This window comes from Burkholderia sp. 22PA0106, assembly GCF_047497155.1.
Lineage (GTDB): Bacteria > Pseudomonadota > Gammaproteobacteria > Burkholderiales > Burkholderiaceae > Burkholderia.
In genome coordinates this window covers 2,228,809-2,243,063 of the sequence record NZ_CP163162.1, presented here as the reverse complement: position 1 = coordinate 2,243,063, position 14,255 = coordinate 2,228,809, and the positions used below count along the sequence as shown (strand labels likewise).

General features: G+C 68.9%; 10 protein-coding genes. 8 read left to right on the top strand and 2 right to left on the bottom strand.

All coding sequences use genetic code 11. From position 1 onward, the window contains the following. The first annotated feature begins 58 nt into the window (after positions 1-58). From AB4850_RS09540 to AB4850_RS09510, 7 genes are all read left to right on the top strand, one after another. Positions 59-937, top strand: a complete 879-nt coding sequence (locus AB4850_RS09540) for a LysR substrate-binding domain-containing protein (protein WP_414439575.1) — start codon at positions 59-61, stop codon at positions 935-937. A 226-nt stretch (positions 938-1,163) separates the two neighbouring features. Next, positions 1,164-2,333: an LLM class flavin-dependent oxidoreductase gene (locus AB4850_RS09535; RefSeq protein ID WP_414439574.1), complete on the top strand. Its 1,170-nt coding sequence runs from the start codon at positions 1,164-1,166 to the stop codon at positions 2,331-2,333. Between the two features lie 56 nt (positions 2,334-2,389). Next, complete coding sequence (locus AB4850_RS09530) at positions 2,390-3,640, top strand: acyl-CoA dehydrogenase family protein (RefSeq protein WP_414439573.1); 1,251 nt, start codon at positions 2,390-2,392, stop codon at positions 3,638-3,640. Between the two features lie 20 nt (positions 3,641-3,660). Further along, positions 3,661-5,319, top strand: coding sequence for an ABC transporter substrate-binding protein (locus AB4850_RS09525; protein WP_414439572.1), 1,659 nt, complete (start codon positions 3,661-3,663; stop codon positions 5,317-5,319). Continuing rightward, the gene (locus AB4850_RS09520; protein WP_414439571.1) at positions 5,316-6,566 is read left to right on the top strand and encodes an acyl-CoA dehydrogenase family protein; all 1,251 of its coding nucleotides are present in this window, start codon (positions 5,316-5,318) and stop codon (positions 6,564-6,566) included. The genes AB4850_RS09525 and AB4850_RS09520 overlap by 4 nt, the downstream gene beginning before the upstream one ends. 3 nt (positions 6,567-6,569) lie before the next feature. After that, complete coding sequence (locus AB4850_RS09515; protein ID WP_414439570.1) at positions 6,570-8,165, top strand: rhodanese-like domain-containing protein; 1,596 nt, start codon at positions 6,570-6,572, stop codon at positions 8,163-8,165. Between the two features lie 399 nt (positions 8,166-8,564). Next, positions 8,565-9,728 (top strand): porin, encoded by a 1,164-nt coding sequence (locus AB4850_RS09510; protein ID WP_414441995.1) that lies wholly within the window; start codon positions 8,565-8,567, stop codon positions 9,726-9,728. A gap of 151 nt (positions 9,729-9,879) precedes the next feature. Here AB4850_RS09510 and AB4850_RS09505 read toward each other — a convergent pair whose 3' ends face one another. Beyond that, positions 9,880-11,232 carry an LLM class flavin-dependent oxidoreductase gene (locus tag AB4850_RS09505; protein WP_414439569.1) on the bottom strand — a complete coding sequence of 451 codons (1,353 nt, stop codon included), beginning with the start codon at positions 11,230-11,232 and terminating at the stop codon, positions 9,880-9,882. Positions 11,233-11,536: 304 nt separating this feature from the next. Here AB4850_RS09505 and AB4850_RS09500 point away from each other — a divergent pair, with 304 nt between their 5' ends. Next, entirely contained in the window at positions 11,537-12,496 is a 960-nt protein-coding gene (locus tag AB4850_RS09500; RefSeq protein WP_414439568.1) for a 2-hydroxyacid dehydrogenase, read from the top strand. Here AB4850_RS09500 and AB4850_RS09495 read toward each other — a convergent pair. After that, complete coding sequence (locus tag AB4850_RS09495; RefSeq protein ID WP_414439567.1) at positions 12,457-14,250, bottom strand: tetratricopeptide repeat protein; 1,794 nt, start codon at positions 14,248-14,250, stop codon at positions 12,457-12,459. The genes AB4850_RS09500 and AB4850_RS09495 overlap by 40 nt on opposite strands. Positions 14,251-14,255: the final 5 nt, after the last annotated feature.

The following is a 14,255-nucleotide window of genomic DNA, read 5'->3' as shown; positions in this document are numbered from 1 at the left end:
AGCGTTGAAAACGGCCTTGTGCCGCACCGGCCGCATGGTTTGACGCTACAGTGCCGCCATGAAGAATCTGGATCTCGAACTCCTGCGCACCTTCGTGGCGGTGGCCGACGCGCGCAGCTTTGCCGGCGCGGGCCTGCGCATCGGCCGCAGCCAGGCCGCCGTGAGCCAGCAGATGCAGCGGCTCGAAGCGCTGGTGGGCGTGCCGCTGTTCCGCAAGGAAGGGCGCAACAAGCTGCTGACGCCGGGCGCATTGCAGTTGCTCGGCCACGCGCGCGAGCTACTGCGGATCAACGACGACGCGATTCAGTCGGCGATCAGCGGCGCGCAGGCCGGCGTGCTGCGCATCGGCTCGCCGCACGACGTGTCCGACACGCTGCTGCCGCCGATCCTCGCCCATATCGCGCGCTGGGCGCCGGGCCTGCGCATCGAGCTGGACGTGGGGCGCAGCCCGTTCCTGATGGAAGCGCTGCATCGCGGCGAGATCGACATGACGCTGTCCACGCGCGAGGATGCTTCGCTCGACGGTGTTCTGCTGCGCACCTCGCCCACGGTGTGGATTTGCGCGTCGCAATACGAACATGTGCGGCACGCACCGATTCCGCTCGTGCTGGCCGACGAGCCGAGCATCTTCGGCCGCCTCGCGATCGAGGCGCTCGACGCCGCGCGCATGCGCTGGCGCGAGGCCTACGTGGCGTCGAACCTGCTCGGCGTGAAGGCGGCGCTGCGCGCGCAACTGGGCGTGACGGCGCGCAGCATCGAACTGCTCGGGCCCGAGCTGCGCGTGCTGGGCGACAGCGATGGCCTGCCGCGCCTGCCGGACGTGCATTACTACCTGTGGATTCGCCCGCACAACGCCAATTCGCTGGCGCGCCAGGCGTTCGATCTGCTGTCGCGCGTGATGCCGGTGCAGCGCCGCGTGGTGCGCGGCAATCCTTAAGCCTCCGAACAAAATTCATAAGCAAAACCGATCTATCGGCAGGCTGCCGGTTTCGGGTCGGAAATAAAAAACACCGTAATTTCAGCAAGATAATGGCGATGGCTTGGCGTGAGGCAGGCGCTCGCCCATCGAAATCGCGCATCGAGGCATAAGGTTATTCCCGATTCATGGTTCGACCCGGGCCGCCGCGCTCCTAACATCGCGGCATTCCGACCCACGGATCGCCATGAGCCACGCTACCGATTTCCCGCCGCTGCCCGATGTTTCGCCCGCCGACCTGCCGGGCAGCCCGCTGGCCCGCGTCTGGGCGCAGCCGTTCCTGCTGGGCCTGTTCCTGCCGATCCAGAGCGGCGGCTGGAGCCCGTCCACGTTGCCGCGCGGCACCGATTGGCGCTTCGACTACAACCGGCGGCTCACGCTGCAGGCCGAAGCGCTGGGCCTCGATCTGGTGTTCGGCCTCGCGCAGTGGAACCCGAAGGGCGGCCATGGCGGCGAGATCCGCTACCGCGAGGACAGCCTTGATCCGTTCGTGACCACCGCCGCGCTTGCGAGCGTGACGCAGCGCATCCTGCTGATCTCGACGATCCATGTGCTGTACGGGCCGTGGCACCCGCTGCATCTGGCCAAGTTCGGCGCGACGCTCGACAGCATCACGCAGGGCCGCTGGGGCATCAACGTGGTGACCGGCAACCTCGACAGCCACGCGCGCATGTTCGGCAAGCCGCAAATCGAGCACGACGCGCGTTATCGCATGGCCGACGAGTTCGTGCGCTTCCTGAAAACCTATTGGCAGAGCACCGGCAATGTGGACCTGCGCGGCGAATATTGGGCCAGCGAGAACGCTTACGTTTCGCCGAAGCCGGCGTTCGGCCGCCCGTTGCTCGTCAACGCCACCGGTTCGCCCGCCGGCATCGAGTTCGCCGCGCGCCATTCCGACATCGTGTTCGTCACGAGCCCGGCCGGCGCGGAGCTGGAGGCGTCGCTCGCGGTGCTGCCGGCTCACTGCGCGAACATCAAGGCGCGTGCGGCGCAGCACGGTCGCGCGTTGCGCACGCTGATCAACCCGATGGTGATCTGCCGGCCGACCGAGCGCGAGGCCCGGGCCTATCACGATGCGATCGTCGGCGCGCAGGACCGGGTGGCCGTCGACAACTTCTTCGCCTCGGCGCAGCAACGCGACAGCCAGGCGTTTCTCGGCCACCAGCGCGACCAGAAGGCCGTGGGCGGCAACATCCAGTTGATCGGCAGCCCGGAGCAGATCGTCGAGCAGATCCGGCGACTGCGCGAGGCGGGCATCGACGGCCTGCAATTGACGTTCTACGACTTCGAGCCGGACCTGGCCTACTTCGGTGAGGCCGTGCTGCCGTTGCTGCGGCAGGCGGGGTTGCGTCACTGACCGGACCGGCAAGGCGCGGATGCCCATCCAGCGTAGTTAATAAGGATTCCTTCCGTATGAACGAAATCAGACCCGAGCAGGCGAGGCGGCTCGATGCCGAGCCGCCGATCCCGGCGCCTGTCGAGCTTGCCGCGCTGCATGATGCGGCCCGCGCGCTGGGCGCAAGCCTCGCCGAAGCGTCGGCGCAGGCGGATCGCGAGCGAATCCTGCCGTTCGGCGCGATGCGTGCATTGCGCGACACGCGCCTGACGGCGCTGCGCGTGCCAAGTGAATTCGGCGGCGCGGGGGCTGGCTGGCGCGAGGTCGCGGCGGTGTTCGTGACGCTTGCGAAGGGCGATCCGAACGTGGCGCAGGCGTTTCTCGCGCATTTCGTGTTGGTCGAACGCTTGCGCCTGATGGGCAGCGCCGCACAGCACCGGCGCCTGTTGCCGCTCGCGGCGGCGGGCGTGCTGTTCGGCGGCGCGGCGGCCGAGCGCGGCGGGCAGTTTCGCGGCGAGATGCAGACGCGTCTCGTGCGCGACGGAAGCCATTTCGTGCTCGACGGCGTGAAGCATTACTCGACCGGCGCGCTGTATGCCGACGTGCTGAAGATCCGCGCGCTCGACGAGGCCGGCGAGATGGTGGCGGCGCTGGTGCCGGCCGATCGCGCCGGCATCGAACGGATCGACGACTGGGACGGCATGGGCCAGCGCGGCAGCGCGAGCGGCACCACGCGCATGCACCGCGTGACGGTGCATGCGGACGAGGTGATGCGGATGGCGCCGTGGACCGCGCGCCCGCATCACACCGGCGCGGCCGCGCAGCTCCTCCACGCGGCGATCGAGATCGGCATCGGCCTGGCCGCGCTCGACGACGCCGCCGCGTGGGCGCGGCAGCGCGCCCGGCCGGTGCGCGAGAGCGGGGTGACCAGCGCGTCGCAGGACCCGTACGTACTGCAAACGGTGGGCCGCATGGCGGCATCGATCCATGCCGCCGAAGCCATGGTCGACGAGGCCGCGCGCGTGCTCGATATCGCGGCCGAGGCGCGCTTCGGCGCGGCGGCCGAAGTCGATGTTCACGACACCGCGATCGCGGCGTCGATTGCCGTCGCGCAGGCGAAGATCGTCTCGACCGAGGCCGCGCTCGACGTGACCGAGCGCATGTACGACGCGGGCGGCGCGGCGATGACGCTGCGCGCCGACAACTTCGACCGCCACTGGCGCAATGCGCGCACCCACACGACGCACGATCCGCTCGCCTACAAGTGCCGCGCGGTCGGCAACCACGTCGTCAACGGCGCCGCGCCGCCGCTTACGTTCTCCTACTGACGCTTCTCCCCGGGATCTTCATGAGCTTCGACCTGCGACACCTGAATCGCCGCCAACTGCTGCAACTGATGCTGGCCGGCACCGGCTCCGGCCTGCTGTCGTCCGCCAACGCCGCGCAGGCGCTGGCCGCGGCGCTGCCCGGCTCGCAACTGCGCGGCGGCACGCTGATCGCCAACGTCACGCCCGAGCCGGCCGGGCTGGTGGCCGGCATCAATATCTCGAGCCCGGCCGTGGTGATCTCGGCGAGCCTGTTCGACGGCCTGCTGTCCTACGACAACGCATACTGCCCGCAGCCGCAACTGGCCGAATCGTGGGTCACCGCGCGCGACGGCAAGTCGATCACGTTCCGTCTGCGCAAGAACGTGACATGGCACGACGGTGCGCCGTTCACGTCGGACGATGTCAAGTATTCGATCGAGAACGTCGTGAAGAAGACGCATCCGCGCGGGGCGTCGAATCTGTCGAAGGTGATCGGCATCGATACGCCCGACCCGCACACCGTGGTGTTTCGCCTGAGCGGGCCGTCACCGGTGCTGTGGGCCGTGCTGTTCGGCACGGAAACCCAGATCGTGCCAAAGCACCTGTACGAAGGCACGAACCCGCTGACGAACCCCTGGAACACCAAGCCGATCGGCAACGGCGCGTTCGTCTTCAAGGAGTGGGTGCGCGGCAGCCACGTGCTGTTGGAACGCAATCCTCACTATTGGGACAAAGGGCCGAGCGGCAAGGAGGACAAGCCGTATCTCGACCGCGTGATCTTCAAGATGGTGCCGGACGCGGCCTCGCGCGCGGCGGCGCTGGAGAACGGCGAGATCCAGTTCGCAGCCAACAACCCGGTGCCCGAGAGCGATGTCGCGCGCCTGCGCAAGGATCCGAAGCTGGTGCTCGACACCGTGGGCTGGCAGGCCCCCGCGCCGATGTTCTTCTTCGATTTCAACTACCGCCGCAAGACGTTCGACGACATCCGCGTGCGTCAGGCGTTCGCGCATGCGATCGACCGCGCGGCGATGGCGCGCATCGTCTGGTACGGGCTGGCCGACGTCGCGCAGAGCTGCGTGCCGAGCTACCAGAAGCAGTTCTTCAAGCCGGGCCTGCCGCAATACGGCTTCGATCCGAAGCGGGCCGAGCAGTTGCTCGACGAAGCGGGCCTGAAGCGCGGTGCCGATGGGGTACGCCTGCGCATCGACCACATCACCGAGGTGTCGTATGGCGACGTGTACCTGCGCGCGGCCGAATTCATGCGTCAGCAACTGAAGAATGTCGGCGTGGAGATGAAGCTCGTCAATCTCGATCTGCCGAGCGTGATCCGCAAGCTGTATACGGAGCGCGATTTCGATACGGCGTCGATGTGGTATTCGGCCTACCCCGATCCGCAGATCGGCGTGACGCGGCGCTTCTGGAGCAAGAACATCAAGCAGGGCGTGCCGTCGAGCAATGCGTCGAGCTATTCGAACCCGGAGATGGACCGCATCATCGAAGGCATCCAGGACGAGGGCGACGTGGCGCGCCGCCAGGTCTGGATCGATCGCCTGCAGGATTTCGTGCAGGCCGAGGTGCCGTCCATCAACCTGCTCGAACTGAAGTTCTTCGGCTTCTATTCGGCGCAGTTGCAGGGGCTGCGCAAGGGGCCGATGCTGTTCTATTCGTCGCTGGCCGATGTGCGGCTGAAGCCGGCATGACCGTGACGAACCTCGCCGGCCAGGCCGGCCTTCCCGATCCTCAGGATGCCGAAGCATCGCTCTCACCCGATGAATTGATCGCGCGCGCCCGGGCGCTGTCGGCCATGCTGGCCGACGAAGCGGCGCACTGGGACGCGCGCGGCGCGGCCAATCTCGCCGCGTTCGACCGAATTCGCGAGCACCGTATCGGCGCGATCCGCGTGCCGGTGTCGTATGGCGGCGCGGGCGGCTCGATCGTGGACGTGGCGCAGGCCGTGATCGCACTGGCGCACGGCGATTCGAGCGTCGCGCAGGCGCTGCTGCCGCATTTCGTGTTCGTCGAACGCACGCTGCTGATGGCCGGCGCCGAGCAGCAGGCGCGCTGGCTCGTGCCGGTGGCGCGCGGCGCGCTGGTGGGCGGGGCATCGGCCGAGCGCGGTGCGCCGGTTCGCGGCCAGGTTCGCACGGCGCTGCGGCGCGACGGCGACGGGTTTCGCCTCGATGGCGTCAAGCATTACTCCACCGGCGCGCTGATCGGCGACCTGCTGAAGATCACGGCCGTCGGCCCGGACGGCGACAGCGTGCTGGTGGTGCTGCCGCCGGAGCGCGAGGGCATCGTGCGCCACGACGACTGGACCGGCATGGGCCAGCGCGGTACGCTGAGCGGCACCACCGAGCTGATCGAGGTGCGCGTCGAGGCGCACGAGGTCGTGCACACCGGCCGCTGGAAGACCGAGCGCCATCACACGGGCGCGGCCTCGCAGATCATCCATTGCGCGATCGAGGCCGGCATCGCGCGGGCCGCGCTCGACGACATGGCCCGCTGGGTACGCGACGGCGTGCGGCCGGTGCGCGAGAGCGGGGTGGCGCGCGCGGCCGACGATCCGTACATCCTGCATACGCTCGGGCGCATCGCGGCGCGGGTGAGAACTGCCGAGGTGCTGGTGTTGCGCGCCGCCGCGAGCATCGAGGCGGCCAGCGCGGCCCGTTACGGCGGCGCACCGGCGGCACGTGTCGCGCAGGCGGCGGCCGAGGCGTCGATCGCCACGGCCGAGGCCAAGGTGATCGCCACCGAGGCGGCGCTCGACGCGGCGCGGGCGCTGTTCGACGTGGGCGGCGCCTCGACCACGCTGCGCCGCCATCGCTTCGATCGCCACTGGCGCAACGCCCGCACGCACACCGTGCACGATCCGGCCGCGTATAAAACCCGCGCGATCGGCGATTACCACGCAAACGGGCACCCTCCGCCCATCGACTACGGATACTGAGGCATGCCAACCATCATTACCGCCGATACCCTCAAGCGCTGGTTGCGCGACGGCGAGGAACTCGGCCTGTTCGACGTGCGCGAGCACGGCCAGTACGGCGAAGGCCATCTGTTTTTCGCGGTACCGCTGCCTTACAGCGTGCTGGAGCGCGAGGTCGGCCGGCTTGCGCCGAACCGCCGCGCGCGGCTCGTTGTTTACGACGAATGCGAAGGCGGTGAGGGCGGCGACGGCGAGCAGCCGGCCGCGCGCGCCGCGCGCCGGCTCGAAGCGCTCGGCTATACGGCCGTGCATCGGCTCGAAGGCGGCGCGCTCGCCTGGCGCGAGGCCGGCTTCGGGCTGTTCAAGGGCGTCAACGTGCCGTCGAAGGCGTTCGGCGAACTGGTGGAGCAGGTCGCGCACACGCCGCACGTGTCGGCGCAGCGGCTCGCCGAGTGGCAGCGCAGCGCGGACTCACCGGTCGTGCTCGACGGCCGCCCGCTGGCGGAATTTCGCGCGATGAACATCCCGGGTGCGGCGTGCTGCCCGAACGGCGAACTGGCCTACCGCATCGACACGATCGTGGCGGACGCCGCACGGCCGATCGTCATCAACTGCGCGGGGCGCACGCGCAGCATCATCGGCGCGCAGACGTTGCGGCATCTCGGCGTCGCCAATCCGGTGTATGCGCTGGAAAACGGCACGCAAGGCTGGTTTTTGGCCGATCTGACGCTGGAGCATGGCAGCACGCGCGGCTACCCGGCCCACGTCGAGCCCTCCGCCGCGCGACGCGACGCGGCCCGGGCGTTCGCCACGCGCGCCGGGGTCGAGTGGGTGGATGCGCACACGGTGCGCGCGTGGGCCGACGCGGGGGGACGCACGGTGTATCTGTGCGACGTGCGCACGCCCGAGGAATTCGCGGCGTCGACGCTGCCCGGCGCGCAGCATGCGCCGGGCGGCCAGTTGCAGCAGGCGACGGACCAGTACGTGGGCGTGCGGCACGCGCGCGTCGTGGTGTTCGACGACGACGGCATTCGCGCGCCGGTTGCGGCGAGCTGGCTGCGGCAGCTCGGACACGAGGCGTTCGTGCTCGAAGGCGGGCTGCGCAGCGGCCTCGCGCTCGACGGCGGCGCCGTCGCCGACCCCGAACCGCTGCCCACGATCGACGCAGCCGCGCTTGCCGAGCGGCTGGCCCGCGATGCGGGGCGCGTGGTCGACTTGCGCGCAAGTGCGGCGTGGGGCGAGGCGCACATTCCCGGCAGCGTCTGGTCGATCCGTCCGCGCCTGGCCGGGCTGCTGGCGCAGGCGGCCACGCCGGTCACGTTCGTGGCGGATGATCCGCGCCTGGCCGCGTGGGCCATTGCCGATCTCGATCTGCCCGATCGTGTGGACTGCGAATTCAGCGTGCTGGCTGGCGGGCTCGCGGCATGGGAAGCCGTCGGCGGGGGCGTGGCGTCCGATCCGGCCGCGCTCGCCCCCGCGCAGCGCATCGATTTCCTGTTCTTCACGCACGACCGGCACACCGGCAACAAGGCGGCCGCGCGCCAGTACCTGCAATGGGAGGTCGAACTGCTGCCGCAGCTCGACGCCGACGAGCGCTGCGTGTTCCGGCCGCTGGCCTGATTCGGCCTCATCCGGCCTGACTCGGCTTCCGGGCGCAACGCGTTCCCCGACGTTGCGCCCGGAACCGGCCGATTGCCGCTCATTCTTTGATCGTTCCCGACGCTGCCTCGCGTTCCGCCACCTCGTTTGCGGAAAACCGATGCAAATTTGCAACTGATTCGCACGCCGATGCATGCACTGCTTGGGTTGGGCGACAGCTCGCAGTAAACTCGCGCCGCGCGGTCAGACGACACCCGATGCACCGCGCCCGGTAAACAAGGCAGCACAGCCAGATAAACAAAACCGGATACCGTCGGCACAACCGGCGTTCGACAGCACTCCAATCAATCGCACCACCTTCGACGCCATTGCGCCTGCCGTTTCGAGACGGCCGCGATGCGTCGCACGCAGGAGACGACCTTGCTCAAGAAAATGACAACCGTTGCGGCCATGGCCGCCTTTGGCACGACGCTCGCCCATGCGCAGAGCAGCGTGACGCTGTATGGCGTGATCGACACCGGCCTCAGCTACGTCAACCACAGCGCCACCGCCACCGGCTCGGCGAAGCGCTTCAAATACGACGACGGCGTCGCGCAGGGCACCCGTTGGGGCCTGCGCGGTTCGGAAGACCTCGGTGGCGGCCTGAAGGCCATCTTCCTGTTGGAAAACGGCTTCAACACCGGCACCGGCGCGATCAACCAGGGCGGCGCGATGTTCGGCCGCCAGGCGTACGTGGGCCTGACGAAGGACGGTATCGGCTCGCTGACGTTCGGCCGCCAGTACACGTTCTCGACCGACGTGCTGGGCGGCCAGTATTCGGCCGGCACCAACACCGTGGCCGGCAACTACGCCTACCACATCAACGATTTCGACCAACTCGTGAACAGCCGCATCAACAACGCGGTCAAGTTCTCGTCGGCGAACTTCTCGGGCGTGACGTTCGGCGCGTTGTACGGCTTCTCGAACCAGGCCGGCGCCTTCAGCGGCTCGGCCCCGGTTGGCGGCGCGACCGGTTCGTCGCGTGCCTACAGCTTCGGCCTGAACTACGCGATGGGCAGCTTCTCGGTGGGCGCGGCCTATACCGACATCTCGTACCCGACGGCCGAAGTCCCGGCGTTCCCGACCTCGATCGCGAACGTCAACGCAGGCGGCACGGGTGGCGGCAAGGATCTGCGCACGTTCGGCATCGGCACGCGTTACCTGTTCGCCAACGCCGCGCTGTTCGCGCTGTACACGAACACGCGCATCGAAGCGCTGAACGGCGCGGCCACCTCGCTCGACGCGGTGGACGTGGGCGGCCGCTACAACTTCACGACGGCGCTGTCCGGCGGCCTGGCCTACACGTACACGCGCATGCACAACGCGAACGGCGGCCACTGGAACCAGATCGACGCCAGCCTTGATTACGCACTGAGCAAGCGTACCGACGTGTACGTGGTGGGCGTGTATCAGAAGGCATCGGGCCGCAACGGCACGCAGGACGTGCAGGCGCAAATTGGTTCGAGCACGGCGTTCTTCGGCCCGTCGGGCAACGGCACGACCAACCAGATCGCCGCGCGCGTGGGTATCCGCCACAAGTTTTGACGCGCGGTTCGCCGCTTTCCGGCATGACGAAGCGCCGGCCCGTGAATGCGGGCCGGCGCTTTTTTATTTGCTACGTCGTCCTTGCTTTCCGTTCAACGTGAACGGCTGCTTGCCGGGCGGCATGCGACAACGCACTACCCGGACCGCGACGTCACGCCACTTCGGCCGTTTGCGCAGCCGAGCGATGCACGGGCCGCTTGAGCCCGAGGTGCTCGCGCAGCGTGTGCCCGGTGTATTCGCTGCGGAACAGGCCGCGCCGGCGCAGTTCCGGCAGCACGAGTTCGATGAATTCGGCAAGGCCGCCCGGGAACCACGGCGCCATGATGTTGAAACCGTCCGCGCCGCCTTCCTCGAACCATTGCTGAAGCTGATCGGCGATGCTGGCCGGCGTGCCCACCACCTGCTGGTGGCCGCGCGCGCCCGCGATGCGCAGGTAGAGCTGGCGGATCGTCAGCTTGTCGCGCCGCGCCAGCTCGAGCAGCAGATGCTGACGGCTCTTCGGGCCGTTGGTTTCGGGCAGTTCGGGAATCGGGCCGTCGATGTCGTGGCCCGACAGATCCACGCCGCCGATCACGGTGGACAGCAGCGCGAGGCCCACCACCGGGTCCACGCGCGATTGCAGCGCCTCGAACTTCTCCTCTGCCTCGGCCTGGGTGCGGCCCACCACCGGGAAGATGCCCGGCATGATCCTGACGTCGTCGGGCTCGCGTCCGTAGGCGGGCAGGCGGCCCTTGATGTCGGCGTAGAACGCCTTGGCCTCGTCGAACGTCTGGTGCGCGACGAAGATCACCTCGGCGGTGCGGGCGGCCAGCGCGCGGCCGTCCTCCGACGCACCGGCCTGCACGATCACCGGCCGGCCCTGCGGCGAGCGGTTCACGTTGAGCGGGCCGCGCACCTGGAAGTGCTTGCCGCGATGGTTCAGCACGTGGAGCCGGTCGGTGTCGAGATAGATGCCGCTGTCCTTGTCGCGCACGAAGCTCGTCTCTTCCCACGAATCCCACAGGCCGAGCACCACGTCATGGAACTCGGCCGCGCGCTCGTAGCGTTCGGCATGATCGGGCAGCGCATCGTGGTTGAAGTTCTGCGCCTCGGCGGTGCCGCTCGAGGTCACGAGGTTCCAGCCCGCGCGGCCGCCCGAGATCTGGTCGAGCGTGGCGAAGCGGCGCGCCACGTTGTACGGCTCGTGAAACGATGTGGACACCGTCGCGATCAGGCCGATGCGCTCGGTCACGGCGGCCAGCGCCGACAGCAGCGTGACCGGCTCGAAGAAATCGGTGCGCGCCGTGCGCGCCAGCGACGGCAGGTGCGTGCTGCGCACGCCCGACGAATCGGCCAGGAACACGGCGTCGAATTTGGCGGCTTCGGCGAGCCGCGCCAGCTCGACGTAGTGGCGGAAATTGCTGCCGGCGTCGGCCTGCGCGTCGGGATGGCGCCAGCCGGCGATATGGTGGCCGGTCTGCATCAGGAAGGCGCCGAGCGAGAACTGCCGGGAGGATCGTGTCATGGTGGCCCTGGTCGTCGATGGGTGCGATGGCATGCGATGACATTCGGGGCCGTTCCGGCCGGCCGGGCCGGCGATCCGCAGGCGGATGCGCAGCGCCGTCGCGAACGCGCTCGAAGGTCAGGAGCCCCACACACTAGATACGCGGCGGGCTTCGGACAACCAAGGAATTGTGTGATCGATATGAGCGATGCGATGGGCGGCGCTGCCGGGTTTTGCGTGCACGATCGCCCGCGACGTTGGAAAATGTCGCCACCACCGTCACTGCCGTGCGTTGCCCGGCAACCTGAGCAAAGGGAAAACCGAAATGGAACAAGATCGTCACGTGCGCCGCTTGAAGGTGCTTGCCGTGGGTGCGTTGTCGGATCGCGTGATGCATGCGCTGGCCGAGCATCATGACGTGGCCCGCCTGTGGGCCGCCCCCGATCGCGCTGCCTTCCTCGCGGAGCGGGCCGGCGAATTCGAGGTCATCGCCACCAGCGGCGCGTATGGCGCGAACGCCGAACTGATCGGCGCGTTGCCGAACCTCAAGCTGATTGTCAGCTTCGGCGTGGGCACCGATCCGATCGATCTCGACGCGGCGCGCGCACACGGCGTGGCCGTCACCAACACGCCCGGCGTGCTCAACGAATGCGTGGCCGATTTTGCGCTGGGGCTGTTGCTCGGGCTGTCGCGGCGCGTGGTGGAAGGGGACCGCTTCGTGCGCGACGGCAAGTGGGCGAACGCGCGCCTGCCGCTCGGCACCAAGCTTGGCGGCAAGCTGTGCGGGATCGTCGGGATGGGCGGCATCGGCCGCGAGATCGCCAAGCGCGTGGCCGCCTGCGGCATGCGCGTGGCCTATCACGGCCCGAACCGCAAGACGGATCTCGCGTACGACTACTACCCGTCGCTGCGCGAACTGGCCGCGGCGGCCGATGTGCTGATCCTGGCGCTACCGGGCGGCGTGCAAACGCGCCATGTGGTCGATGCCGGCGTGCTCGACGCGCTCGGCCCGAACGGGCAGCTCGTGAACGTGGCGCGCGGCAGCGTGGTCGATCAGGCGGCGCTCGTCGATGCGCTGCTCAACCGGCGCATCGCGGGCGCCGCGCTCGACGTGTTCGACGATGAGCCGGCCGTGCCGGCCGAACTGCTCGGCCTCGACAACGTGGTGCTGGCACCGCACACGGCGAGCGGCACGCACGAGACGCGCGAGGCGATGGCCGCGCTGTTCCTCGCGAACCTGGCGGCTTATGCGAGCGGCGAGGCCTTGCTGACGCCGGTGGCCTGATCGCACCAGGATTGCCACGCTTCGCGATACGCGGCTTCGACCTGCGCCGCGAAGCGCGCGCCGTCCATCAACGGTGAGGCCGCGAGGCGCGCGCGCAAGCCGGCGCGCAATTCGGCCAGGCGCGGCAGGTCGCGCGCCAGTGCCACCGCGATCTCGACGAAGCGCGCGTCGTTGTCGGCGGCAATCTCGCGCAACCCCAGGTTTTCCGATTGGCTCAACCCGGCGCGGCCCACCACCGTATCGGCCACGCGCGTGGCGACCGGCACGCCCATCCAGTACGCATCGAGGCTCGTCGTGTGGCCGTTGTACGGGATCGTATCGAGGCCGATGTCGATGTGGTGATACGTCTCCAGATAGCGGTTGCGCGGCTGGAACGGCGTGAACGTGACGCGCTCGGCCGCGATGCCGTGGCGTTCGAGGCGCGCCAGCAGGTGCGTGCGCGCCGATCCTTCCGGCGCGAGCAGGATCAGCCGCGCCGTGCCCAGCTCGCGCATCACCTCGCCCCATAGCCGCAGCGTGGCGTCGCCGAGCTTGCACGGGTTGTTCAGGCATCCGAAGGTCGGATGGCCGTTGGTCAGCGCGGGCAGGGCGTTGACGTCCGGCGTGCCGTCCAGCGGGTCGTAGCACCAGAACGTGTCGGGCAGGCGCAGCGATCGTTCGGTGTACGCAGCATCCGAGCCGTCCGGGTCGAGCCACGGGTCGGTCAGCCGGTAGTCGATCGCCTCGATGCCGGTCGTGCCCGGATAGGCCAGCCACGCGATCTGCACCGGCGCCGGCTTGCGTGCGAACAGCAGCGGCCGGCCGTCGGCCATGTGCATGCCGAGGTCGATCAGGATGTCGATCCGGTCGTCGCGAATCTGCCGTGCGAGCGCGGCATCATCGAGCAGGCTCACGTCGCGCCAGACATCGGCATGCGCCGCAAGTTGCCGCGTCAGCGCATCGGGGCGCACCACGCTCGAATAACAGACGATCTCGAAGCGCGCGTGATCGTGATGCGACAGCAGCGGCTGCATGAAAAGCGCTTGGCAATGGTGACGAAAATCGGACGACAGATAGCCGATCCGCAGGCGGCGCGACGGCGTGGCGTCGTTCGGATGCGGCTGCCGTTCGGCGTGCAACGGCGCTTCATGCTGAGCCGACCAGCGACGCGCTTCGGCGAGCGGCGCGTCGGGATGCGCCGACTGAAAACACAGCGCGTAGGCGAGGTTGCTGTGCGCCACCACGTTGCCGGGGTCCGCTTCGAGCGCGCGGCGGTAGCACGCGATGCCTTCGTCGAGGCGGCCCTGATCCTTCAGCACGTTGCCGAGGTTGTTGAGCGTCACCGCGTGCCGCGGCGTGGCCGCGAGCACGTCGCGCAGGCGCGCTTCGGCCTCGTCCATTGCGCCGAGCGTGCGCAACACGGCGGCCAGGTTGTTGAGCGCGGCCGTGAAGCCGGGGCGCACGGCGATCGCCGCGTCGAACGCCTGCGCCGCTTCGTGCGCGTGCCCCAGTTCGCGGCAGACGATGCCGAGGTTGTTGTAGGCGTCGGCGTGCGTGGGCGTCAGTTCGATTGCACGCAGGTAATGCGCCAGCGCATCCTGCCGTTGGCCGAGCGCGTGCAGCGCGTTGCCGAGGTTGTACGACGCCTCGGGCGCGGCCGGATCGAGTTCGAGCGCGCGGGCCAGCGACGCGGCGCTCGCCGCGAAATCGCCGTGCCGGTGCTGCGCCACGCCGAGGTTCGTCAGCGCGCTGACCGATTGCGGCGCGGCTTGCACGGCCG

Excerpts from the sequence above, each read along its gene's own strand:
- AB4850_RS09520 (WP_414439571.1), top strand. The coding sequence starts at position 5,316 with ATGACCGTGACGAACCTCGCCGGCCAGGCCGGCCTTCCCGATCCTCAG.
- AB4850_RS09525 (WP_414439572.1), top strand. The coding sequence starts at position 3,661 with ATGAGCTTCGACCTGCGACACCTGAATCGCCGCCAACTGCTGCAACTG.
- AB4850_RS09535 (WP_414439574.1), top strand. The coding sequence starts at position 1,164 with ATGAGCCACGCTACCGATTTCCCGCCGCTGCCCGATGTTTCGCCCGCC.
- AB4850_RS09500 (WP_414439568.1), top strand. The coding sequence starts at position 11,537 with ATGGAACAAGATCGTCACGTGCGCCGCTTGAAGGTGCTTGCCGTGGGT.
- AB4850_RS09540 (WP_414439575.1), top strand. The coding sequence starts at position 59 with ATGAAGAATCTGGATCTCGAACTCCTGCGCACCTTCGTGGCGGTGGCC.
- AB4850_RS09505 (WP_414439569.1), bottom strand. The coding sequence starts at position 11,232 with ATGACACGATCCTCCCGGCAGTTCTCGCTCGGCGCCTTCCTGATGCAG.
- AB4850_RS09515 (WP_414439570.1), top strand. The coding sequence starts at position 6,570 with ATGCCAACCATCATTACCGCCGATACCCTCAAGCGCTGGTTGCGCGAC.
- AB4850_RS09530 (WP_414439573.1), top strand. The coding sequence starts at position 2,390 with ATGAACGAAATCAGACCCGAGCAGGCGAGGCGGCTCGATGCCGAGCCG.